This window comes from Streptomyces humicola (assembly GCF_024436035.1).
GTDB lineage: Bacteria > Actinomycetota > Actinomycetes > Streptomycetales > Streptomycetaceae > Streptantibioticus_B > Streptantibioticus_B humicola.
Genome location: NZ_JANFNG010000003.1, coordinates 175652 through 197656 on the forward strand (window position 1 = coordinate 175652; position 22005 = coordinate 197656).

The window sequence follows — 22005 nt, forward strand, 5'->3', positions numbered from 1 at the left end:
GGTATCGCGATCTGTGCCCCGGTGTCGCCCGGAACAAGCGCAGCCTTTCCCACGAGGGAACCGGAGCCCGGAACCCCGCTGTTGTCACTCATGGTAAGCCTATGAGTACACACAGTGGCAGGGGTTTGTGGTCTCAATTCGAAAGAGATATCGCGTCGTTGGCCTGACGCGGAACGGGCGGGGCGACGGAGACCGGTGAGGCGGGCGCGGCGGTTGCGGCCAGCGCCCGCAAGGGCTCTCCCGACAACCGGTACACCGTCCATTCGTCCATCGCCCTCGCCCCCAGCGAGGCGTAGAAGCCGATCGACGGCTCGTTCCAGTCGAGCACCGACCACTCGAACCGCTCGTAACCGCGCTCCACGCAGATCCGCGCGAGCTCGGCGAGCAGCGCCTTGCCATGGCCGGTGCCGCGCGCCGCGGGGCGAACGTACAGATCCTCCAGGTAGACCCCGTGGGTGCCGGTCCATGTGGAGAAGTTGCGGAACCACAGCGCGAAGCCGACAGGCTCCTGCACGGAGTCGTCCTCCGCGATCAGCGCGAAGGCGGCGGGATGCGCACCGAACAGCGCCTCGCGCAGCTGTGCAGGGGTCGCCCGCGCGTCCCCGAGCGACCGCTCGCACTCCGCAAGTTCGCGGATCATGGCATGGATCGCCGGGACGTCGGAAGCGGATGCGGCACGAATCATGCCCTCAAGGCTAACCGGAAGCTGTGACAACCAGCTGTGGCTTGTGTGGAACGTGGAATCAGGTGAGCCGCTGATCGACGTAGCACCAGCGCCAGCTCTCACCGGGCTCGAAGGAACGCATCACCGGATGTCCGGTCTCCCGGAAGTGCTCGCCCGCATGCCGGTACGTCGAGGAGTCGCAGCAGCCCACATGCCCGCACCGCAGGCACAGCCGCAGCTGCACGGGGTGGGTGCCGGCCGCCACGCATTCGAGGCAGGTCTCGCTCAGCGCGGCCGGTTCGGGGCGCGGCAGCTCCGGAACATGTGCGCACTCCTTCATGATTCCTAGGTTAGGCGGGTGCAGCAGGAGCGGCAGATACGGAGCGGGGACGGCGGAGCATGACTGGTGCGGGCGCGACTGCGGGCGCGGGGGCGGTGGCGACGGGCGGGGCGGCGCTGCTGCTCCTGGTGGCCGGGAGCGCCGCGGTCGCGGGCGCGGCGCGCAGGACGGGGATCTCGGCGGCGTTGCTGCTGGTCACCGTGGGCCTTGCGGTCTCGTACATCCCGGGTGTCCCCGGCTACCGGCTCGACCCGCATCTCGTGCTGCCGTTCGTGCTGCCGCCGCTGCTGCACACCGAGGCGCTCGACAGCTCCTATCTCGGTCTGCGCGCCAATCTGCGGCCGGTCGCGCTGCTCTCCGTCGGCTATGTGCTCTTTGCGACCGCGCTGATCGGCACGGCAGCGTACCTGCTGATCCCTGGGCTGCCGCTGGCCGCTGCCCTGGTGCTCGGTGCCGTCGTCGCGCCGTCCGACGCGGTGGCGGCGACCGCGATCGCGCGGCGGGTGGGGCTCCCGGCCCGGATGGTGACGATTCTGCAGGGCGAGTCGCTGCTCAACGACGCCACCGCCATCACCGCCTACCGCGTCGCGCTCGCGGCGGCGGTCGGCACGTCCATCGGCTGGCTGCACGGGATCGGCGACTTCCTGCGTGCGGCGGTGGGCGGCGTCGGCGTGGGCCTGGTGCTGATGGTGCCGCTGCACTGGCTGCGTATCCGGCTCACCCGGCTGCGCGAGCCGCTGCTGCAGAACACCCTCTCGCTGCTGATCCCGTTCGTCGCCTACGCCGCGGCGGAACGGGCCGGTGCGTCCGGGGTGCTCGCCGTGGTGGTCGTCGGGCTCTACCTGGGGCACCACTCCTTCCAGGTGGACTTCGCCACCCGGCTGCAGGAGGCCGCGGTGTGGAAGATGGTCGCGTTCATCCTGGAGTCGGCGGTCTTCGCGCTCATCGGCCTGCAACTGCGTGTCGTCGTCAAGGGGCTCGGCCACCACAGCCTGCCCCAGGCGGCCGGGTACGCGCTCGTGCTGCTCACCGTGCTGATCCTGTCGCGGTTCGTGTGGACCTTCCCCGCCACCTATCTGCCCCGCCGCCTGTTCCGGCGGGTTCGGGAGGCGGATCCGGCGCCGACGTGGACGACGCCGTTTGTCATCTCATGGGCCGGGATGCGCGGGGTGGTCTCGCTCGCCGTCGCCTTCTCGATCCCGCTGACGACGCAGAGCGGCGGGCAGTTCCCCTCCCGCGATCTGCTGCTCTTCCTCGCCTTCAGCTGTGTGATCGGGACGCTGGTGCTGCAGGGCTTCACCCTTCCCGCAGTCGTACGGCGTCTCGACCTGCCGCAGCGGGACCTCCGCCGGGAGACGCTCATCGAGGCACAGGCCCAGAGCGAGGCGTCGCAGGCCGCCGAGGAGCGGCTCGAACGGAGGCTGACGGAGCCGGGCAACGCACTGCCGTCGCCGCTGGCGGACCGGCTGCGCACCGTGCTGGAGCGACGGCGCAACGCGGTGTGGGAGCGGCTCGGCGGGGTCAGCGAGGTGACGGGTGAGTCGGCCGACGCCACCTACCGGCGGCTTGCGCAGGAGATGATCGGCGCCGAGCGCGAGGTGTTCGTACGGCTGCGGGACGAGCGGCGGATCGACGACGAGATGCTGCGGACCCTGCTGCGCCGCCTCGACCTGGAGGAGGCCGCCGCCGAGCGCCCGGAACCGTAACGGGACGGGCGCTCCGCGGTTCACCCCGTGATGACGGCAGCGACGCGCGTACCGGGCGGAAAGGCGTTCTCCCGGGCGAGTTCGAAGATCCCGTACAGCATTTTCGCGACATATGTGGGGTCGGGCAGCAGGCCGTGCCGTCCGGCGAAGTCGGCGGCGAATTCGGTGAGTTCGGGGCTGGTGCGGGCGTAACCGCCGAAGTGGAAACGGTCGTCGAGCGACCAGGTGCCGCGAGGTCTGCCGAACGCCTGTTTCTGGAGCCTTTCGATGTCGTCCGCCAGAAAAGCACCGCCTTTGAGAACGGGGAATCCGATCACCCGTTGCGTTCCCGCGTCGAGTCCCGCGTCGAGTCCTGCCGCGAGCCCGGCGAGTGTGCCGCCGGTGCCGCAGGCGACGGTGACGACGTCGGCGTGTCCGCGCAGCTCGCGCCCGAGATCGGCGCACCCGAGGGCGGCGAGTGCGTTGCTGCCGCCCTCGGGGAGGAGGTGGAACCGCCCGAAGCGGTCGGCCAGCTCCGCGGCCACCGCGGGATCATCGATGGCTCGGTAGCGGCGGAAGGTCGCGCGGTCGGTGAAGTGCAGCCGCATGCCGTCGCCGGCCGCGCAGGCGAGCGAGGAGTTGAGCGGCCGGTCCGCCAGCTCGTCCCCCCGTACGACGCCGATGGTCGCGAAGCCGAAGAGCCGGCCCGCGGCGGCGGTGGCCCGCAGGTGGTTGGAGTAGGCGCCGCCGAAGGTCAGCAATGTGTCATGTCCGCATTCACGCGCGGCGAGCAGATTGCGATGCAGTTTGCGCCATTTGTTGCCGACGAGTTCGGGGTGTATCAGATCGTCGCGCTTGAGCAGCAGTCGTATCCCGCGGCGGTCCAGCCGCTCATCCTCGGCCTCCTCGATCGGCGAGGGCAGCACTGGAAGCGGTGAGACGGAGGGCGGCGGTGTGATCACGTGCCAATTCTAGTGACGGCTTGATAACGAATTCCGGGTGCGGATCCCCCGTGGCCAACGTTGTCTTTCGCGCAAAACGCGCCAGGAATCAACCGTTCACAACATGCCTGCAACAAATCGTTGACGCGCTCTCTGGATGCCCATAACGTTCCTCCATTCGAAAAGATAATTCCACGATGCGGAAAATGATCAAACTGGCCGGGAAGATCCACTGGGAAGGTTCATGAAAATCGATCTTGCGCACATAGACAGCGGCGCCACAGCGTGGGTTCTCATCAGCGCCGCACTGGTGCTGTTCATGACGCCGGGCGTCGCCTTCTTCTACGGCGGCATGGTGCGTGCCAAGCACGTCCTGGCCGTGATCATGCAGAACTTCATCACGATCGGCCTGGTCAGCGTGGTCTGGGTGGTCGTCGGATACTCGCTCGCCTTCGGCAAGGGCAACGGGCTCATCGGCGACCTGCACTTCGCGGGTCTTGCGCATATGGACGAGGCGGTTCCCGGCCTCGGAACGGCGCTCGTCATCCCGCCGTTGGTCTTCGCGATCTACCAGATGATGTTCGCGGTGATCACCCCTGCACTGATCACCGGGGCGACCGCCGACCGCTGGAAGTTCAGCTCGTTCGTGCCGTTCGTCGTGGCGTGGTCCGTCCTCGTCTACGGCCCGGTCGCGCACTGGCTCTTCTCGCCCGAGGGCTGGCTGGCCAAGCTCGGTGCCGTCGACTTCGCCGGCGGAATCGTGGTCCACGCCAGCGCCGGGACCGCCGCTCTCGCCCTGTGCCTCTTCCTGGGACGGCGGCGCGGCTGGCCGCAGAAGGAGCTCAAGAGCCACAACATGCCGCTGATGCTCATCGGGGCGGCCATGCTCTGGTTCGGCTGGTTCGGCTTCAACGCCGGTTCCGCTCTCGGCGCCAACGGGCTCGCCGCCACTGCGTTCATCAACACCAACACCGCGGGCGCCGTGGCAATGCTCACCTGGGTCGCCGTCGAGCGCATCCGGCACGGCAAGGCCACCACGCTCGGCGCCGCGGCCGGTGCGGTCGCCGGCCTCGCCGCGATCACCCCGTGCGCCGGTTACGTCAGCCCGCTCGCCTCGCTGGCCATCGGTGTGGCGTCGGGCGCACTGTGCTGCTTCGCGGTGGAGTGGAAGAACCGGTTCGGCTACGACGACTCGCTCGACGTCGTGGGCGTGCACCTCGTCGGCGGTGTGCTCGGAGCGCTCTGCGTCGGCCTCTTCGCCACCACGTCGGTCAACCCGTCAGTCTCCAACGGCCTGTTCTACGGCGGCGGTTTCTCGCTCCTCGGCAAGCAGGCGCTGGCCACCGTCGTGGTCATGGCCTGGTCGTTCGCCGTGACGGCTGCGCTCGCCCTGGTCCTGAAGAAGGTGACCGGCAACCGCGTCAGCGAGGACGACGAGGAACTCGGCCTGGACCTGGCGCTGCACGGCGAGACGGCGTACGTCCTCACCGAGCAGGAGGAGCCGGCGGTGCAGGTCGCCTCGGCCTCGGCCCCGGACACCGACCCCGACGCCGACGGAGAGCTCGTCCTGACCGGCTGACGGGCTGACTCCCGGGCGCCGTACCCGGTCCGACGGGATCTCTTGGCCGTCGTCCCGCCGGGCCGGGTACGGATTTCACGCTCGGTGTCGCCACCGCAGCGGGCACCGATTGACGTTTCGTTTCCGTACACCCTGCTGCTTCTCATCCAGCTCTTCGGCGAGTTCTCCCGGCTGCTGGAGTTCGGCGGCCGCTACGTCTGCATCACGGGCTGCTACAACGACGTGACGGGTGGGCGCTCCAAGGCCGTCAGCCGCATCGACGAGCACTACACCTGCAACGTCCACCCTCGCAGCCGCTACTTCGAGGCCATGGCGGCAGGCGGGCTGGCCCCGATCGGCGTGGTCGACCTGACGGCGCAGACGATCCCGTACTGGGAGCTGCGGGCGAAGTCCTCGGTGGCCACCGGGATCGAGGAGCCGTTCCCCACCGCCTACAAGGAAGGCAGCTTCCACTACCTGCTCATCGCGGCCGACCGCATCTGACGTGTCCTTTGCGGGACGGAACGGGCCTATGGCAGGCCAGGGAGGCGATTCCCCCACCGGGTCAGGTCGGCGGGGGGATCGCACATATTTGAGGGTTGGTGCCCACCCACCGGGTCAGATGTGCGCCGGCGCCCGAAGGGGACTGGGCGGTCCGTCACCGGCCTGCGTGGCGGCGCCCAGTGACTCGATCGGGTTGCAGTACGGCAGGCCGGTGAGCGGTTGATCGGTACAGAACCTGACGATCACGTCGGCGAACTCCGCCATCCGTTCCACAGGTGCCAGATGGTCGGCCTCTTTGATGGTGGTGAAGGACGAAGCGGGCAGCGAAGCGGCGACCTCGCGGCCCATGGCGGGCGGGCAGAGCGTGTCGCATTCGCCGGTGAACACCAGCGACGGCACGGCGGGCACCGGCTCGTCCCGATACCACTCGTGGCTCAGCAGCCGCGCGTTGTGCTCCACGGACATCCTGATCTCTTCGTCCGACTGCCTCATGAACTGTGCGTAGAGCAGCCGGGAGACGACCTCGTGCTTACGCACCAGACCAGTGCCGGCCGGGGACATGAACCGCTGGACCAGTTCGGTGGCGATCTGTGCGCGGTCGCCGCGCTCCAACATCCGCGTCCAGCGCGGTACGGCATCGACGTAATCATCGGGAATGACCTTGGTCATGCCGACCAGCCCCAGCCGTGCCAGATAGCTCGGGTAGTGCTGAGCGAAGCGCAGGGCGATGGCCCCACCGAAGCAGGTGCCGATGAGGTTCACCTTCGGCATGCCCAGCTCTGTCAGCATGTGCCGGACGTTTGCGGCGAGGAAGTCCAGGCCGTAGCGGGCGGGCAGGAAGTCCGCGGCCCCGTACCCGGGGAGGTCGACCGTGACCATCGTGCACTGTGGGGTCAGCCACTTCTCGTGTCGCAGCCACGCGAAACGGTTCTGTGAGGAACCGCCCAGCAGCACCAACGGAACGGTCTGCGGGCGGTCCTGATGAAGAATGCGGCAGTGGTATGCGAAGCCTTCGAACGCGAGCGTCCGCTCCTCCATCGGCACATGCATCGGCACATGTTCCGGTGACCGTGGGCCGGACGCTGACGAGGGTGTGTCCTGTGCGGTGTCGATGTCAGAGCGCATATGGACTCCGGGGGAAAGGGAGCGTTGACCGAATTCCCATGATTGCTCATTAGGTCATATGTGATCGTAATTAGCCTTAATGAGTGTGTCGGCGGCAGCGGCGTCGCCTGAAGTTGAGTCGCTCGGTTGGGTGATGCGTGGCGCGCGACGCATGACGCGGGCGATGGAGGGCGGCGCGGCGAGTGCTGTCGCGGATCTGTGGGGGGCTCCGCTGTGGCCCGACACGGGCCGTGGAGCGATGCGAAACCCACTCTGATGGCTACTGTTAGTGTGCGCATACTGGCAATGCGTAATCAGACCACGAAGGGCACGGGTTCCATGCGTAAGTTTCAGCAGGTCGCGGTCGTCGCCGCAGCAGCAGTGGGCGGCCTCTCCACGATCGGAGCCGGCGTCAGCTTCTCCGACGCTCCTCACGTCGGGTACAACGGTGCTGCCTCGGAGCAGGGCCGGACGGCCATGCAGCCGCACATGGCCGCACCGCAGGCGCAGCTGCCCCCTCCGCAGCAGGGCCCGCTGCTGGCTCCTCAGCTGTCCCCGCAGTTCGCCCCGGATCTGCAGCCGCAAGTCTCCCCGCAGCTCGCTCCCCCGCGGGAGCAGGACAACCTCTTCCACCCGTACCAGGAGTGCAGTCCGCAGGCGGTGCTCGAGGCCAACGTCCCGGTCGGCCTGCTCGCCACCCCGGAGACCAACGGCGAAGCCTGCAGTCAGTCGGTCAGCCCCTTCATCCATCACTGAAGCCATCGGGAGTCGCCGGGAGTCGCCACGCGCGACGCCCACTGCGGGCCCTTCGAGTCTCGATCCCCGAAGGGCCCGTTCATGTGCAGTACAGCCGAACGGGTTGGTTTCGCCGCCGAGCGTCCGTCGGTTTCCGGCGCGTCGATGCCCCGGGCTGGCCAGGGTGCGGGGCAGGCCCCGGGTCGGGTGATCGCTTGTAGTGATCTCGCACGGAGGCTCGCCGCTGAGCGGCGCGGCGTTTTTCATACTAACGTCCGTTACCGTACGAAGTCGGTCTGTAACAGACCGCATCCGCTCGACCAACGGAGAAGACATGCGCAAGCTTCACAAGGCCGTCGTGGTGGCCACCGTGCTCGGCAGCGTCGCCTTCATCGGTGCCGGCACCGCTTCCGCCGACGGCTGGGGGCGTGGCGGCCGCCTCGGCGTCTCGCAGGGCGTCTGGTGTAAATCGCACGACCTGAACCTCGACGTCCTCGGCGAGGTGGGGATCCTGAACGGCCTGGCGGGCAACCTGATCAATGGCGAGGGCAACCCCGGTGGCCAGGGCACTCACATGGGCTCGTCCATGGGCTGCAGCAACAGCGCCTTCTGAACGTCGGGCAGTCAGGTGAGTGATTGAGCATGGGTCCCGGTGTCCGAGCCACGGGCCGGGCGCCGGGGCCCATTTCTGACCTTCTTCTGAGCCCGGGCGCGGGTCGTGTGCAGCGTCCGGGCCTTATCACAAACGTCCGGGCCTTATCACAAAGGAACGCATCACATGTTCAGTCGGAACAAGATCGCAGCCGTCCTGGGGCTTCTGGGCGGCCTCTCCATGACCTGCGTCGGCGTCGCCCAGGCGCACGGCAAAGGGCCGTCGAACGGCTGCAAGCGCGACGGCCAGGGCAACGTCACCTGCGTCCGGAAGAGCCAGACCATCTACACCACCAAGGACGGCAAGCACATCGTGGTGAAGGTGAAGCAGACGCAGAATTGCTCGACGGCCTCCCGGCACCGCCTGCTGTGGCCCGGAATCAACATCGGCGGCACTGCGACCTCGACTACGGAGATCGGGCCGAAGATGAGCTGCTCCAACAACCTGCCGCGGAACAACAATGCGTCGCTGCCCGACGGCCTCACGCTGCCCAGCTTCCTTCTGCCCTGAATCCCACACCGTGGTGGCCGCACCGGGTTGAGGCGACTCGGCCTTGATCTGCAGCCGGAATCGTGAGTGCCCGGCCGACGTGGTCGTCGGCCACACGACCCACGCGCTCAGCTGCGCGCCGACTTCCGCGATCCCCGCATCCGGATCCATTCTCGCGGCGCGTACCCGGTACACGTGACCGAGCACCGAGGCCCTCCATGTCCGCGCGTACGGCGCGGACTTCCGCATGCCTGCCCTCATCCGCGGCCGGACGCGCCACGCGAACCGTCCCGGCCCGGGCTCCGGCGAACGTCGAAGAGCGGGTCCCGGCGCCGCGGCTCGGACACCGGGACCCGTTCTCCACTACTTACTGAGAGCCTGGTTGTTGCAGCCTGCGGTCGAGCCCAGGTGAGTGGCCTGCCCGCCAGGGTGACCCTCGCCGTTGAGCGCGTTGCCCAGCAGGCCGTTGGCGATTCCGACCTCACCGAGGATGTCCAGGTTCAGGTCGTGCGACCTGCACTGGGTGACCTGCTTGACGTCGACGTCGCGACGGCCCTCTTCCCTGCCCCCGTGGCGCCAGCCGTCGTCGTCCCCCCGACCCCAGTCGTCGTCCTGCCGGCCGTAGGACGGCTGAGCGTAGCCCTGCTGACCGGAGGCCTGCGGACCGTAGGACGGCTGACCGGAGGCCTGCGGACCGTACATGGGCTGACCATACACGGGCTGAGCGTATGCGGGCTGGGCGTAGGCAGGTTGAGCGTAGACGGGCTGGACGTAGGCAGGTTGAGCGTAGACCGGCTGGCCGCCATAGGCCGGCGCCCAGCCGTCGGCCGAAGCGGTGCCGGCACCGATGAGGCTGACGCTGCCGATCACGGCGGTCATCACGACGGCCTTGTGAAGCTTGCGCATTTCTTCTCCGTTGGTTGAGCGAATACGGTCTGTAGTAGACCGACTTCGTACGGTAACGAAAGTTAGTATGAAAAGCACCGCACCGCTCAGCGGCGCGCCCTGCCGCAGGGCAAACTGCGAACGGGTTACCCGGCCGGAGAATGCCCGTATCCCGGTCGGTCTGGGGCATTGACGCGAGGTGCTGGACCGCGAAATCAACCCGTTCGGCTGTCGTGCAGATGCATGGGCCCCTCGGGGGGCCATCCCGAAGGACCCATGGAAGAGGCCGAAGAATGGGCCCCGGCGCCGGGCCTTGCGGCTCGGACATCGGGACCCACTTCTCGTTGTCTATTTCGACTATGTGTGGCCCTACTTGCCGAAGGCGCTGTTGTTGCAGCCCATGGACGAGCCCAACGAGCTTGCCTGTGCACCCGGGTTGCCCTCGCCGTTGAGCGCGTTGCCCGCCAGGCCGTTCAGGAGCCCGACCTCGCCGAGGACGTCAAGGTTAAGGTCGTGCGACTTGCACTGGGCGCTCTGCGAGACGCCGAGCTCGCCGAACCCCCCGCCGCCCCAGCCGTCGGCGGAAGCGGTGCCGGCACCGAGGAAGCCGACGCTGCCGATCACGGCGGTCATCACGACGGCCTTGTGAAGCTTGCGCATTTCTTCTCCGTTGGTTGAGCGGATGCGGTCTGTAATAGACCGACTTCATACAGTTATAGAAGCTAGTATGAAAAGTGCCGCACCGCTCAGAGGCGCGCTCCGGTGAAGAACCACTGCGGGCAATGAGGTGGTCGGGGGAATGCCCCGCATCCTGGTCAGGGCCGGGCATCGACGCGCTGGAACAGTCCAAGACCCTTCGTGGAGAACAACCCGTTCGGCTGTAGTGCACATGCATGGGCCCTTCGGGGGTTGATTCCCGAAGGGCCCATGCATGAGCGTCTCCTGAGGTGGCGTCGGACTCGAGGCTCCGGCGTGCCCGGCTGCCGGTCGGCCTATGGGGCGACCTGCGGTGACAGCTGCGGGGAGAACTGGCCGCCCAGATTCGGGGCCACCTGCGGGACGAACTGGGGGGCCACCTGCGGTACCAGTTCCGGGAGCCACCGCGGAGCGGCCACCTGCGGGGCCACCTGGGGCGCCACCTGCGGGACAACCTGCGGGACGACCTGGGGAACAACCTGCGACGGCGGTGCCGTTTCCGTCTGATACCCCACCGCCTGGGGCTGGGGCGCCATTTGCGGCTGAGGGGCCATCTGCGGCTGGTATCCCACCGGCTGCGGCTGAGGGGCCATCTGCGGTGGTGGTGCCATCTGTGGCTGAGGGGCCATCATCTGTGGCTGAGGGGCCATCATCTGCGGTTGGGGCGCCATCTGCGGCTGGTACCCCATCCCCTGTGGCTGATACCCCATCGGCTGTGGCTGAGGGGCCATCTGCTCCGGAGCGTAGCCGTTGTATGCGACGGGGGGAGGAGCGTCGGCGAAGGCGACGCCGGCACCGATGGTGGACAGACCGCCTACCGCTGCTGCGGCGACGGCTGCGACCTGCTGAAGCTTGCGCATGGAACCCCTGGTCCTTCACTCACATGTATGCGGAGGTGTGATTACTTATTGCGAGCTTACGCACACTAACAGTAGCCGAAGGCGCGATTCGCATCGCCGTGCGCCCCGTGTTGGGCTACAGCGGAAGCCTCCCGCGGGCCCGCGTCAGCACTCGCTGCGCTGTCCTCCAACGCCGCGCAAAGCCGAACGGCGGACCCCATCGCCTCTCCTCTGGTCTTTCCAACAGCACGTTTGCCGACGTGGCCTGTCAGTGGCCGCCGAGGGCCGCCCCTGACGCCGGGGGGAGCGCCTTTCCGCCGGTGGCGGTCCACGGACTGATCGCCATCCCCTCCCCCAACCCAACGACCCACCTCCGGACCGGTCACGGGAGCCGTTGCACGGCACCCGTTTCGGTGGAGACGGTCCGCCCCGCGTCCGGTCCTGAAAGAGGGTCGAAGAATGGGTCCCGGTGTCCGAGCCGCAAGGCTCGGACACCGGGACCCATTTCTCGATCACCTGTTTCGACTGCCGGAGGCGGGTCGCTCTCGCCGTTGTCTGCCGCCGCCCGGCGCGCCGTGACCGTCGGTCAGCGGTACATCGGCGGGCCGTAGACGGGCTGGCCGTAGCCGTACATCGGCGGGCCGTAGGCGGGCTGGCTGTAGCTGTAGACCGGCTGGCTGTAGCTGTAGGCGGGCTGGCTGTAGCTGTAGACCGGCTGGCTGTAGCTGTAGGCGGGCTGGCTGTAGCTGTAGACCGGCTGGCTGTAGCCGTACACGGGCTGGCTGTAGCCGTACACGGGCTGGCCATAGACCGGCGCCCAGCCGTCGGCGGAAGCGGTGCCGGCACCGATGAAGCCGACACTGCCGAGCGTCGCGGCCACGACGACGGCCTTTTGAAGCTTGCGCATTTCTTCTCCCATTGATTGAGTGCGAAGCGGTCTGCAATAGACCGACTTCGTACGGTTATGGAAGTTAGCCCCAGCGTGTCGCCGAGCGGTACAGGGCGTTCGGATGCTCCATGGCGAACCACCCGTACGGCCCCATCGCACAACCACCGGGTGGTTCGAGGGGGTCAACTCCCTTGAAGGGCGAAGTGGTCGGGCCTCGCAACCGTACGATCGGGTGATCGCTTGGCGTGGGGGTCGGAGCCTGTCCGCTCCGGGTGGAAGGGTGCAAGCAGCACCCCAAATGTCACGAAGTGAAGCAGGAGTCGCCATGCGCCGTGCACTCGCCACCCTTGTGGGAGCCCTCGCTTTCGCCGGGGCCCTCTCCGTCCCTGCCCATGCCGACGGACCCGGCTCAGGCGTCAGCGGCCTCCTCGGTGAACCCGTGAAGACTGCCTCCGACATCGGCGGGCTGCACTTCGGCGAACTGCCGTTGAAGGGGCTGCTCGGTTAGGGCTGTTCAGCTGATCGTCCGGCAGCCCGGAAGGCTGCCGGACGGCGGTGCGGGAACACAAACGGTGGATGACCGGCCCCGGGATCAACCCGGTCCGGCCATCCACCGTTTGAGGTTCAGCGCACGACGATGCGGGCCGGCGTGAGGCCCTACGGCTGCGAGTACGAGTTGGAGCAGTTGATGGCGGGCCCGGTCTCCGTGCTGGTGGTCCCAGTCTGCCCCACGCCGACTTCGGGCCACGCCTCGCTGCCCTGCCGGTAGGTCGTCGAGCAGTCCCGAGACTGCTGGACCACGTTCCTGCCGTCCTTGCTGGTGTAGTTGTTCTGGCCCTGTTGCATGCAGGTGACGTTGCCCTGGTCGTCCGTCGTGCAGCCGCTCGAGGGTCCTGCATCGTCCGCCTGGGCGACACCGGCGCAGGTCATGGCCAGACCGATCAGGAGCCCCGACACGGCTGCGATCTTCTTCCGACTGAACATGTGCTGCCTTCCTTTGCGATCAACGCCCGGACGATGCACCGAGTACCGGCCCGCGCCGGGCCCTGAAGAAGGTTGAGAAATGGGCCCCGACGCCGGACCTGTGGCTCGGACGCCGGGACCCATTTCTCCATTGCCTATTCGACTGCCGGTGGCCTTACCTGTTGAGGGCGCCGTTGTTGCAGCCCATGGTCGAGCCCAGCTTGGTGGCTTGCGCAGCCGGGTTGCCCTCGCCGTTGAGCAGGCTGCCCGCCAGCGCATTCAGGGCCCCGACCGCGCCGAGGACATCGACGTTCAGGTCGTGCGACCTGCACTGGGTGCTCTGCGTGATGTCGGCCTGGTCGACGCCCTGCCCCCAGCCGTCGGCGGAAGCGGTGCCGGCGCCGACGAAGCCGACGCTGCCGAGCACGACGGCCACCACGACGGCCTTTTGAAGCTTGCGCATTTCTTCTCCGTTGGTTGAGACGGATGCGGTCTGCATCAGACCGACTTCATACAGTGATGGGAGGTTAATGCGAAATGTCCCGTGTGCCGCTCAGCGAAGCGCTCGATTGTAAAAATCGTTGCGAGCAATCACCCGGCCCGGGGAATTGACCCGCATCCTGCTCAGCCAGGGCATCGAGGCGCCGAAACGGGCCGGGCCCCCTTGCGGAGAACAACCCGTTCGGCCGTACTGCACACGAGGGGCCCCTACGCGAATCAATCCCCGAAGTGGCCCCGCGGCGTGCGCGGCCTTACGGTCGCTGCGCCGCGCCCGCCGGAGGCTGCTCCGTCCCGCAGTAACGGCACTTGCCGGCCGCGGCCGGGATGTCGTCGGACAGGCAGGCGGGACAGGTCTTGACCGGGCCGGGCTCCTCGAAGGCGGTGACACCGCGCCGCGCCTGGAACTTCTTGTACGGCACGACGATCAGAAAGTAGACGACGGCCATGAAGATGATGAAGTAGACGATCGCCGAGATGAACGACCCGAGATCGAGGAAGGTCGCTTTGTTGCCGGGCCGGCCGAGCTGCCATCCCAGTCCCAACGTCCGGCCCCCCTGCGCACGCGCGATGATCGGGTTGATCACGCTGTCCGTGAATGACTTGATGAGCGTGCTGAAGGCGAGCGCGACGATCAGTCCGACCGCCACGACGACGATGTCGCCCCGCATCAGGAAGTTCTTGAATCCCCTGAGCATCTTTGTTTCTCCCCGTTCGGTGTCGAATTATCTGATTTGTCATCAGAAAACTAATGGTCCAGTGTGCGGGAAGGGAGCGTGACGCGCGGGATCGCGCATCCGAAGGTGTAGGCGACCGGAAAACCGGGTGCGGCCCGGCCCGATGGATCTCGAGGCGGCCTGCGAACGCTGCGTCTCGCGGGCCACGGCCCCGAATGCCGGGACCCGGAGAGGCCGGGTTACATCTACACCGACGACCGGGGACGGGCGTCGCTGCTGGCTGCCGCGCATCCGGAGACCGCGCAGAGTCGCGGCAGGGCGTTACTGGGCGGTCCGGACGGGTGACTGCGCGCAGACCGCTCGGCCCGGAGGGCCCGGGGTGGGTCGGCGGGGCCGGGATCTGGCTCCGCGCACGAACAACTCGGTTCGATCCCGGTGACGTTCGACATTCGCCCCATGCGGGCGGGCGTTCGCACGCCCGTCAACTGCCGCCGTTGGAAGACCGGGTGGAACCTCCGCGCAGCCGCGGCCGGGTGAAAAAAGCCCGCACCCGGTCCGACCTCGACGCCGTGGTTGGCGCCTTGCGGACCGGGTGCGGGCTGCGAACCTGCGAAAGTGGTGTTATCGCAGGTCAAGCGTTTGATGCAAGATCAGGCCTTCTTGGTCTCCCAGAAGATCTTGTCGATCTCAGCGATGAGGTCGAGGGCCTTCTGGCCGGTCTTCGGGTCGTTGGAGGCCTTCGCTGCGCTCAGGGCCTTGAGGGTGTCGTTGACCAGCTGGTGCAGCTGCGGGTACTTCTCGAAGTGCGGGGCCTTGAAGTAGTCGCTCCACAGGACCGAGACGTGGTGCTTGGCGAGCTCGGCGCGCTGCTCCTTGATGAGGATGGCGCGGGTGCGGAAGTCGGAGTCCTCGTTGGCCTGGTACTTCTCCTGGACTGCCTTGACCGACTCGGCCTCGATGCGGGCCTGGGCCGGGTCGTAAACGCCACAGGGCAGGTCGCAGTGGGCGCTGACCTTCACCTTCGGCGCGAACAGGCGAGAGAACATGGCTGTCCTTCCTCGTGATCGTCTGTGCACGTGGGACATTACCCCGTGCCGGGCCCCATTTCTCGGGTGCCCCCTGGTGCTTAGGACAAAAGTCTGGTGTCACCCTGGTGCCGGTGGAGGATCTGACAGGAGGCGCGTTATGCGCGAGCAGGGGGCCAGGCTGCCGTACGGACTTGCCGAGGTGACCGGACCCTCGATGGTGCCGACGCTGCACCACGGGGACCAGCTCCTCGTCCGGCATGGGGCGCAGGTCCGGCCGGGCGACGTGGTGGTGTTGCGCCATCCGCTCCAGCAGGATCTGCTCATCGTCAAGCGGGCGGTGGAGCGCCGCGACGGCGGGTGGTGGGTGCTGGGGGACAATCCGTTCGCAGAGTCCGACAGCCGGACGTTCGGGGCGGTTCCGGACGAGATGGTGCTCGCGCGGGTGCTCGGCAGGTTCCGGCCGCCGCGTGAGCTGAGGTGGCAGGGGTCGCTGCGGGCGGTGCTCGGGTGGGCGGCGTCTGCGCTGCGGCCGGTGCGGCGGCTGCGCGGCGCGCGTTAGCCCTGGTCCGGTTGCTGCCGCGCCTGCTGCTCCTGGCGTTTGCGCGCCCGGTACGCGGCGACGTTGGCGCGGGTGGCGCAGCGGTCGGAGCAGTAGCGGCGGGAGCGGTTGGTCGAGGTGTCGACGTAGGCGTTGCGGCACGGGGATGCCTGGCAGATGCCGAGGCGGTCGACGCCGAGCTCCGCGAGGCGGCAGGCCAGGCCCATGCAGGCGGTCGCGGTGTAGCCGGCGGTGGCGTTGGTGGCGTGGTCGGCGAGGTGCATGTGCCACTGGGGGCGGCCCTGCTCGTTGAGGAAGCCGTGGCCGGAGATCTGCGGGCTCACCGGGAACTCCAGCAGCAGCGCGTTGAGCAGGTCGACCGCGCGCACCTCGTCGCCCGCGTCGGCGGCTTCGAAGACCGAGCGCAGCCGCGACCTCACGGCGCGCAGCTTCGTCACGTCGGCCTCGCCGGCACGGCGGGCGATCTGAGTGCTCGCTCCGCACAGCTCGCGGACGGCCTCGACGGAGGTGAGCGTGTCCTCGCCGCGCTCGGGTTGCTCGGTGTTGACGAGCCGCACGGCGAAGTCTGAGTAATAAGCCAGTTCCACTTGTGGTCCTTACTCCGCGCGAGCTAGTGTCGGTAATAGACGTGACGGGTCCAAGGGTATTACACACTCGAGGAGGATGCTGTGACCGCAGTGACCGACTGGCAAGCATGGCAGGACAGCTGGGACCGGCAGCAGGAGTGGTATCTGCCCGACCGGGAGGAGCGCTTCCGGGTGATGCTCGACATGGTGGAGGCGGTGGCGGGCCCGGCGCCGCGCGTGCTCGACCTCGCGTGCGGCACGGGCAGCATCTCCGCCCGCGTGCTGCGGCGCTTCCCCGACGCGAGGGTGACCGGGGTGGACCTGGACCCCGCGTTGCTGACCATCGCCCGTGGGTACTTCGAGGGGGACGACAGGATCACCTTCGTCACCGCGGACCTGCAGGATGCGAAGTGGACGCAGCGCCTGCCGCACACCCGGTACGACGCCGTCCTCACCGCCACCGCGCTTCACTGGCTGTGCACCGAGCCGCTTCGGCAGCTCTACGGCCGGATCGCGGGCGTGCTGGGGGACGGCGGTGTGTTCATGAATGCCGACCACATGCCCGACGAGTCCACGCCCCGCCTCAACGCCGCCGAGCGGGCGCTGCGCCACGCCCGGATGGAGCGCGAGCAGGCGGCAGGGGTCCTGGACTGGGAGACGTGGTGGATGACCGCGGCGGCGGACGAGCGGCTGGCCGAGCCGGTGGCGCGCCGTTACGAGATCTTCGGCAGCCATGCGGACGGCGAATTCCAGCCCGTCGAATGGCACGCGCAGGCACTTAGGGAAGCGGGGTTCGGCGAGGCGCGCTGCGTGTGGCGGTCGGTGACGGACGCGATCGTGCTCGGCCTGAAGTAGCCCTTCGGCCGGGACTGATCCGGGACTGATCCGAAAGGCGGGGCGGGCCCGGTTCGTCCGGGCCCGCCCCGCCTTTGTGCGCCTACCGGCGGGCGACGCCCTCCGCGCGGGCCGCGGCGGCGACGGCCTTGGTGACGGCGGGCGCGACGCGTTCGTCGAAGGGGGACGGGATGACCTTGTCCGCGCTGAGCTCGCCGTCCACGACGGCGGCGAGCGCCTCCGCGGCGGCGATCTTCATGCCCTCGGTGATGGTGGTGGCGCGCACCTGGAGTGCGCCCGCGAAGATGCCGGGGAAGGCGAGGACGTTGTTGATCTGGTTCGGGTAGTCGCTGCGGCCGGTGGCGACCACGGCCGCGTACTTGTGCGCGATGTCGGGGTGGATCTCCGGGGTCGGGTTGGCCATCGCGAAGATGAACGCGCCCTCGGCCATCTTCGACACCGCCGGCTCAGGCACGGTGCCGCCGGAGACGCCGATGAACACGTCCGCCCCGGCGAGCGCGTCCTCCAGTGAGCCGGTCAGGCCGCCCTTGTTGGTGAACGAGGCGAGCTCACGCTTGACGTCGGTGAGGTCGGTGCGTTCGGCGTGGACGACGCCCTTGCGGTCGGTGACGGCGACGTCCCCGATGCCGGCGCCGATGAGGATCTTGGCGATCGCGACGCCCGCCGCGCCCGCACCGGAGATCACCGCGCGCAGGTCGCCGAGGTCGCGGCCGGTCAGGCGGCAGGCGTTGCGCAGGGCGGCGAGGGTGACGATCGCGGTGCCGTGCTGGTCGTCGTGGAAGACCGGGATGTCCAGGCGCTCCTGGAGCTTGCGCTCGATCTCGAAGCAGCGGGGCGCGGAGATGTCCTCCAGGTTCACTCCGCCGAAGGACGGGGCGAGCCGGACGACGGTTTCGACGATCTCGTCGACGTCGGTGGTGGCGAGCGCGATCGGCACCGCGTCCACCCCGCCGAACTGCTTGAAGAGGATCGCCTTGCCCTCCATGACCGGCAGCGACGCCTCGGGACCGATGTCACCGAGCCCGAGCACCGCGGTGCCGTCCGTGACCACGGCCACGACCTGCGACTTCCACGTGTAGTCGTTGACCAGCTCGGGCTGCTCGGCGATCGCCGTGCACACCTGTGCCACCCCAGGCGTGTAGGCGAGGGACAGATCCTCACGGTCGCGCACCGGCACCGTGGCGGAGATCTCCATCTTGCCGCCACGGTGGAGCGCGAAGACGGGATCGATGATGTCCTGGTCCTCCGTCTCGCTGCGAGGGTTGACGATCTCCGCTGCCACTTTATGACCCCTTTGTCGAAATTAAATGCTGAGGGTACCTCCCCCGGGTGCGGGGGAAGGCGGGGCTTGGCCCCGGGATGAGGGGTGAAAGATCCGTTCTACCGGAAGAGTGATCCGCTGACGAGTCGATAAAGTCTCGCCAAGGTGTCCGGAGCCCGGCCTGAGCGCGGCTCGGAACGGCGTGAACGACTCGTGCTGCGCGTCGTGATGCGCGGTACAGCGCGACCCAACACGGTCCGGCCCGTGTACCGGCCCGATGGGGTTTCGGGGATCGCCCGTTCCCCCATTTTCGCACATGCGGCGGATGGACCACGGGTGATGTGCGTCGCTTCCCGCCCGGTGGACTGGTGGCGCCCCTCCCACGGGTCTAGTTTCAAGGTCATGTTCGCCGCTTACGCCGCACGGATCGACCGGGAAGAACCGCTGAACGGGCTGGAGCTGGGAGAGCGCCCCGAGCCGGAGGTGGCTCCCGGCTGGACGGCCGTCACCGTCAAGGCGGCATCGCTCAATCACCACGACCTGTGGTCGCTGCAGGGCGTCGGTCTGTCCGAGGAGAACCTGCCGATGATCCTCGGCTGCGATGCGGCCGGGATCGACGAGGACGGCAACGAGGTCGTCCTGCATTCGGTGATCGGCCAGTCCGGGCACGGCGTCGGGCCGCGCGAACCGCGCTCGATCCTGACGGAGCGCTACCAGGGCACCTTCGCCGAACGCGTTGCGGTTCCGGTGTGGAACGTGCTGCGCAAGCCGAAGGAGCTCACCTTCGAGGAGGCGGCGTGCCTGCCGACGGCGTGGCTGACCGCTTACCGGATGCTCTTTACCAACGCCGGTGTACGGCCCGGGGATTCGGTGCTCGTGCAGGGTGCGGGCGGCGGGGTCGCCACCGCCGCGATCGTCCTCGGCAAGGCGGCGGGGCTGCGCGTCTTCGCCACAAGCCGGGACGAGGCCAAGCGCAAGCGGGCCGAGGACCTCGGGGCGGAGGCCGCGTTCGGGCCGGGCGCACGCCTGCCGCACCGGGTGGACGCGGTGATCGAGACGGTTGGCGCCGCCACCTGGTCGCACTCGGTCAAGTCGCTGCGGCCGGGCGGCACGTTGGTGATCTCCGGCGCGACCAGCGGTCCGAACCCCAAGGCCACCGAACTGACCCGCATCTTCTTTCTCGAATTGAAGGTCGTGGGCTCGACGATGGGCACCAAGGACGAGCTCGAGGACCTGCTCAGCTTCTGTGCGGCGACCGGCGTGCGCCCGGTGATCGACTCCGTGCTGCCGCTCGACCGGGCGCGCGAGGGGTTCGAGAAGATGGCCGGCGGCGACCTCTTCGGCAAGGTGGTCCTCACCGTCTGAGGTCTGAGGGCGTCGGCCCTTCCCGGCTGCCTCAGCTCTTGCGGCTGCGCAGGACCGCGACGATGTGCGCCGCCGCCGTCGACAGATGACGCCTGGCCTCGCGCAGCTGGCCGGCATCGACGCCGTGGTCGCGGGCGGCGTCGCGGATGTCGTCGCGGAACCTGTCCAGCAGCCGCTCCAGGTCGCGCACCGGGTCACCGGAGGACTCCTGGTCCTCCTTCGCCCACTCGGGCGCGGACTCCTCCTCGGTCGTCTCGTCCGCGGGTCCGGGCCTGACGTACCCGGGCCAGGCCGTGGTACGGCCGAACTGGCCGAACTGCCGCATCTCGCGGCTGAATTCGGCGAGGCCCTCCTTCATCGCGCTCTGCCAGTCGCCCTGGCGCATGTGGTCCTGCATCTCGTCCTGGACGCGGCGGACGAGCCGCTGCACCTCGTCGCGCGCGAACTGCTGGGCCTCGCGCGCCTGCCGGCGGGCGCTGCGTGCCTCCTCCTTGGCGCGGCGGCTCTCCTCCTTCCACTGCCGCGCCTGTTCCTTCCACTCCTGCTTCATCCGGCCGAAGTCACCACCCGGCCGGCTGCGCGTCTGCTGTGCCGCCTCGCGGATCTCCCGGCGCAGGTCGCTCGCCGTGCCGCGGACGTCCTCGCGGATCTCGGCGGCGAGTTCGGAGACGGAGTCGCGGATCTCCTGCTCCAGGTCCTCCAGCTCGCCCTGGCGCGCCGCCACTTCGGCGCGGCCGGAGTCGGTGAGGGAGTAGACCTTGCGGCCGCCCTCCGTGGTGTGGGTGACCAGGCCCTCCTTCTCCAGCTTGGCCAGGCGCGGGTAGACCGTGCCGGCGGAGGGGGCGTAGAGGCCCTGGAAGCGTTCCTCCAGCAGCCGGATCACCTCGTAGCCGTGGCGTGGGGACTCGTCCAGCAGCTTGAGCAGGTACAGGCGCAGGCGGCCGTGGCCGAAGACGGGGGCCATGTCAGGCGTCCTTCCCGAACGAGGGCCTGTCCGACGGTTCTGCTGGTTCTGCCGGTTCTGCCGGCGGTTGGTCCTGTGGTTCCGTGCCGCCCACCCGTGGTCGACGCAGCAGGGCGATGGCCCCGGTGACCGTCGTCGCCCTCAGTCGTGCGTCGCCACTGCCCATCCGGCCGGAGATCCGTTTGGCGCCCCACTCGCCGCTGACCCGCAGCTCGTCGAAGGCGCAGGAGACGGCTCCGCTGGTGGTGTTGGCGTCGACCTCGGCATCCCCGGGCTCCGGGATGCGGATCGCGATCTCACCGGAGACGGTGGTGAGCCGCACGTCGGCGCCGGCGGACGGGTCCAGGTCGAGCACCATGTTGCCGCTGACCGAGTCCGCGCTCACCTTCGAACCGGTGCCCTCGACGACGGTGAGGTCGCCGGAGACCGAGCTCACCCTCAAGTCGCCGGAGAGGGCCTGGGCCTCGACGCTGCCGGAGACGGTGTCGGCGTTGACCGGTCCCGAGATGCCGACCAGCGTGGCGTCGCCGCTGACGCCGTGCACCGCGGTACGGGAGGAGATCCCGGAGACGACGGCGTGGGCGCTGACGACACCGAGCTCGACGCAGGTGTCCGCCGGTACGGCGAGCGAGACCGCCGCGTGCCGCTTCCACCCCTTGCGGTCGAGCAGGCCGAACAGGCCCTTCCAGGGGAGGTCCTCGTACGAGACGGTGAGGGTGCCGCCGTCGCGCGTGACGATCAGCGGCGGGCCCTCGATCTCGGAGACCTCCAGGCGCGCGGCGCCGTCCTCGCTCCCGACGACATTGACGGTGCCGCCGACGATGCGGACATGGAGATCGTTGACGGGCCCCTCGAAGGTGATCTTCTGTGGCTCCGCCACGGTGTGTGTCTCGTGTGACATCCCCGGCCTCCCGACGCGGACGCAACATATCGCGTTCTCGATGCCTACACGATATATCGCGTCCCTCTGGAATGGGAAGGGGCCTGGAAAGAACGGAACGAGGGGGAGTGGGATGGGGTAAGGGCGGGCTACTCCTCCTCTTCCTCGTCGAGGCGGGCGAGCCAGGTGGCGAGACGCTCGACCGGGATCTCGAACTCGGGATTGAGGTCGACGAACTCCTGCAGGCGTGCGGCGAGCCACTCGAAAGTGATCTCCTCCTCGCCGCGCCGGTCCTCCAGCTCCTCGATGCCGCGGTCGGTGAAGTACAAGGGGTGCTCCGGGATGCTCTGATGGATCGATCTGCGGTCTACCTGGTCAGGATACGGACACGGGGGCTAGCCTGATCTT

26 protein-coding genes and 1 pseudogene are annotated in these 22005 nt (G+C 68.4%); 10 read left to right on the plus strand and 17 right to left on the minus strand.

Annotated elements, in window-relative coordinates; translation table 11 throughout:
- Positions 1-133 precede the first annotated feature (133 nt).
- Positions 134-685 (minus strand): GNAT family N-acetyltransferase, encoded by a 552-nt coding sequence (locus NGB36_RS06820; protein ID WP_255919193.1) that lies wholly within the window; start codon positions 683-685, stop codon positions 134-136.
- A 58-nt stretch (positions 686-743) separates the two neighbouring features.
- Positions 744-1004 carry a UBP-type zinc finger domain-containing protein gene (locus NGB36_RS06825; RefSeq protein ID WP_255919195.1) on the minus strand — a complete coding sequence of 87 codons (261 nt, stop codon included), beginning with the start codon at positions 1002-1004 and terminating at the stop codon, positions 744-746.
- A 59-nt stretch (positions 1005-1063) separates the two neighbouring features.
- Between NGB36_RS06825 and NGB36_RS06830 the strand changes: the two genes are divergently transcribed.
- Positions 1064-2710, plus strand: coding sequence for a Na+/H+ antiporter (locus NGB36_RS06830; protein WP_255919196.1), 1647 nt, complete (start codon positions 1064-1066; stop codon positions 2708-2710).
- A gap of 20 nt (positions 2711-2730) precedes the next feature.
- Here the strand turns inward: NGB36_RS06830 and NGB36_RS06835 are convergent, their stop codons facing one another.
- Complete coding sequence (locus NGB36_RS06835) at positions 2731-3651, minus strand: 1-aminocyclopropane-1-carboxylate deaminase/D-cysteine desulfhydrase (RefSeq protein ID WP_255919197.1); 921 nt, start codon at positions 3649-3651, stop codon at positions 2731-2733.
- A 223-nt stretch (positions 3652-3874) separates the two neighbouring features.
- Between NGB36_RS06835 and NGB36_RS06840 the strand changes: the two genes are divergently transcribed.
- On the plus strand, positions 3875-5209 hold the full coding sequence (locus tag NGB36_RS06840; RefSeq protein ID WP_255919198.1) for an ammonium transporter: 1335 nt from the start codon (positions 3875-3877) through the stop codon (positions 5207-5209).
- 141 nt (positions 5210-5350) lie between these two features.
- Positions 5351-5692, plus strand: a pseudogene (locus tag NGB36_RS06845) (SAM-dependent methyltransferase); the annotation flags it as partial.
- 114 nt (positions 5693-5806) lie between these two features.
- Here the strand turns inward: NGB36_RS06845 and NGB36_RS06850 are convergent.
- The gene (locus NGB36_RS06850) at positions 5807-6742 is read right to left on the minus strand and encodes an alpha/beta fold hydrolase (protein WP_255919199.1); all 936 of its coding nucleotides are present in this window, start codon (positions 6740-6742) and stop codon (positions 5807-5809) included.
- Between the two features lie 393 nt (positions 6743-7135).
- Between NGB36_RS06850 and NGB36_RS06855 the strand changes: the two genes are divergently transcribed.
- The 3 genes from NGB36_RS06855 to NGB36_RS06865 all read left to right on the plus strand — a co-directional run bounded on the left by NGB36_RS06855 (position 7136) and on the right by NGB36_RS06865 (position 8693).
- Positions 7136-7552 (plus strand): hypothetical protein, encoded by a 417-nt coding sequence (locus tag NGB36_RS06855; protein WP_255919200.1) that lies wholly within the window; start codon positions 7136-7138, stop codon positions 7550-7552.
- Positions 7553-7865: 313 nt separating this feature from the next.
- Positions 7866-8144, plus strand: a complete 279-nt coding sequence (locus NGB36_RS06860; protein ID WP_255919201.1) for a hypothetical protein — start codon at positions 7866-7868, stop codon at positions 8142-8144.
- 165 nt (positions 8145-8309) lie between these two features.
- Entirely contained in the window at positions 8310-8693 is a 384-nt protein-coding gene (locus tag NGB36_RS06865) for a hypothetical protein (protein WP_255919202.1), read from the plus strand.
- A gap of 342 nt (positions 8694-9035) precedes the next feature.
- On the opposite strand, the gene NGB36_RS06870 is transcribed toward NGB36_RS06865, so the two are convergent.
- The 4 genes from NGB36_RS06870 to NGB36_RS06885 all read right to left on the minus strand — a co-directional run bounded on the left by NGB36_RS06870 (position 9036) and on the right by NGB36_RS06885 (position 11999).
- The gene (locus NGB36_RS06870; RefSeq protein WP_269469935.1) at positions 9036-9578 is read right to left on the minus strand and encodes a hypothetical protein; all 543 of its coding nucleotides are present in this window, start codon (positions 9576-9578) and stop codon (positions 9036-9038) included.
- Between the two features lie 348 nt (positions 9579-9926).
- Positions 9927-10217: a hypothetical protein gene (locus NGB36_RS06875; protein ID WP_255919203.1), complete on the minus strand. Its 291-nt coding sequence runs from the start codon at positions 10215-10217 to the stop codon at positions 9927-9929.
- 332 nt (positions 10218-10549) lie between these two features.
- Positions 10550-11113, minus strand: coding sequence for a hypothetical protein (locus NGB36_RS06880; protein ID WP_255919204.1), 564 nt, complete (start codon positions 11111-11113; stop codon positions 10550-10552).
- A gap of 565 nt (positions 11114-11678) precedes the next feature.
- Entirely contained in the window at positions 11679-11999 is a 321-nt protein-coding gene (locus tag NGB36_RS06885; protein ID WP_255919205.1) for a hypothetical protein, read from the minus strand.
- A gap of 307 nt (positions 12000-12306) precedes the next feature.
- Between NGB36_RS06885 and NGB36_RS06890 the strand changes: the two genes are divergently transcribed.
- Entirely contained in the window at positions 12307-12489 is a 183-nt protein-coding gene (locus NGB36_RS06890) for a hypothetical protein (protein WP_255919206.1), read from the plus strand.
- A gap of 149 nt (positions 12490-12638) precedes the next feature.
- Here NGB36_RS06890 and NGB36_RS06895 read toward each other — a convergent pair whose 3' ends face one another.
- The 4 genes from NGB36_RS06895 to sodN form a co-directional block, all read right to left on the minus strand.
- Entirely contained in the window at positions 12639-12965 is a 327-nt protein-coding gene (locus tag NGB36_RS06895; protein WP_255919207.1) for a hypothetical protein, read from the minus strand.
- Between the two features lie 154 nt (positions 12966-13119).
- Positions 13120-13407, minus strand: coding sequence for a hypothetical protein (locus tag NGB36_RS06900; RefSeq protein ID WP_255919208.1), 288 nt, complete (start codon positions 13405-13407; stop codon positions 13120-13122).
- Between the two features lie 289 nt (positions 13408-13696).
- A complete protein-coding gene (locus NGB36_RS06905) occupies positions 13697-14140 on the minus strand; it encodes a large conductance mechanosensitive channel protein MscL (RefSeq protein ID WP_255919209.1) in 444 nt (147 codons plus the stop codon).
- A 629-nt stretch (positions 14141-14769) separates the two neighbouring features.
- A complete protein-coding gene (gene sodN / locus NGB36_RS06910; RefSeq protein WP_255919210.1) occupies positions 14770-15165 on the minus strand; it encodes a superoxide dismutase, Ni in 396 nt (131 codons plus the stop codon).
- Positions 15166-15304: 139 nt separating this feature from the next.
- Between sodN and sodX the strand changes: the two genes are divergently transcribed.
- Positions 15305-15706, plus strand: a complete 402-nt coding sequence (gene sodX / locus NGB36_RS06915; protein ID WP_255919211.1) for a nickel-type superoxide dismutase maturation protease — start codon at positions 15305-15307, stop codon at positions 15704-15706.
- Here sodX and NGB36_RS06920 read toward each other — a convergent pair.
- Positions 15703-16293 (minus strand): CGNR zinc finger domain-containing protein, encoded by a 591-nt coding sequence (locus tag NGB36_RS06920; RefSeq protein ID WP_308288812.1) that lies wholly within the window; start codon positions 16291-16293, stop codon positions 15703-15705. The two genes, sodX and NGB36_RS06920, sit on opposite strands and share 4 nt — an antisense overlap.
- Before the next feature lie 81 nt (positions 16294-16374).
- Between NGB36_RS06920 and NGB36_RS06925 the strand changes: the two genes are divergently transcribed.
- Entirely contained in the window at positions 16375-17127 is a 753-nt protein-coding gene (locus tag NGB36_RS06925) for a class I SAM-dependent methyltransferase (protein ID WP_255919213.1), read from the plus strand.
- An 82-nt stretch (positions 17128-17209) separates the two neighbouring features.
- On the opposite strand, the gene NGB36_RS06930 is transcribed toward NGB36_RS06925, so the two are convergent.
- The gene (locus NGB36_RS06930; protein ID WP_308288813.1) at positions 17210-18409 is read right to left on the minus strand and encodes an NAD(P)-dependent malic enzyme; all 1200 of its coding nucleotides are present in this window, start codon (positions 18407-18409) and stop codon (positions 17210-17212) included.
- Positions 18410-18790: 381 nt separating this feature from the next.
- Between NGB36_RS06930 and NGB36_RS06935 the strand changes: the two genes are divergently transcribed.
- Positions 18791-19753 carry a zinc-binding dehydrogenase gene (locus NGB36_RS06935; protein ID WP_255919214.1) on the plus strand — a complete coding sequence of 321 codons (963 nt, stop codon included), beginning with the start codon at positions 18791-18793 and terminating at the stop codon, positions 19751-19753.
- Between the two features lie 31 nt (positions 19754-19784).
- Here NGB36_RS06935 and NGB36_RS06940 read toward each other — a convergent pair whose 3' ends face one another.
- The 3 genes from NGB36_RS06940 to NGB36_RS06950 form a co-directional block, all read right to left on the minus strand.
- Positions 19785-20717 (minus strand): PadR family transcriptional regulator, encoded by a 933-nt coding sequence (locus NGB36_RS06940; protein WP_255919216.1) that lies wholly within the window; start codon positions 20715-20717, stop codon positions 19785-19787.
- Between the two features lies 1 nt (position 20718).
- Entirely contained in the window at positions 20719-21618 is a 900-nt protein-coding gene (locus tag NGB36_RS06945; protein ID WP_255919217.1) for a DUF4097 family beta strand repeat-containing protein, read from the minus strand.
- Between the two features lie 128 nt (positions 21619-21746).
- Positions 21747-21926, minus strand: coding sequence for a DUF6104 family protein (locus tag NGB36_RS06950; RefSeq protein WP_255919218.1), 180 nt, complete (start codon positions 21924-21926; stop codon positions 21747-21749).
- Positions 21927-22005: the final 79 nt, after the last annotated feature.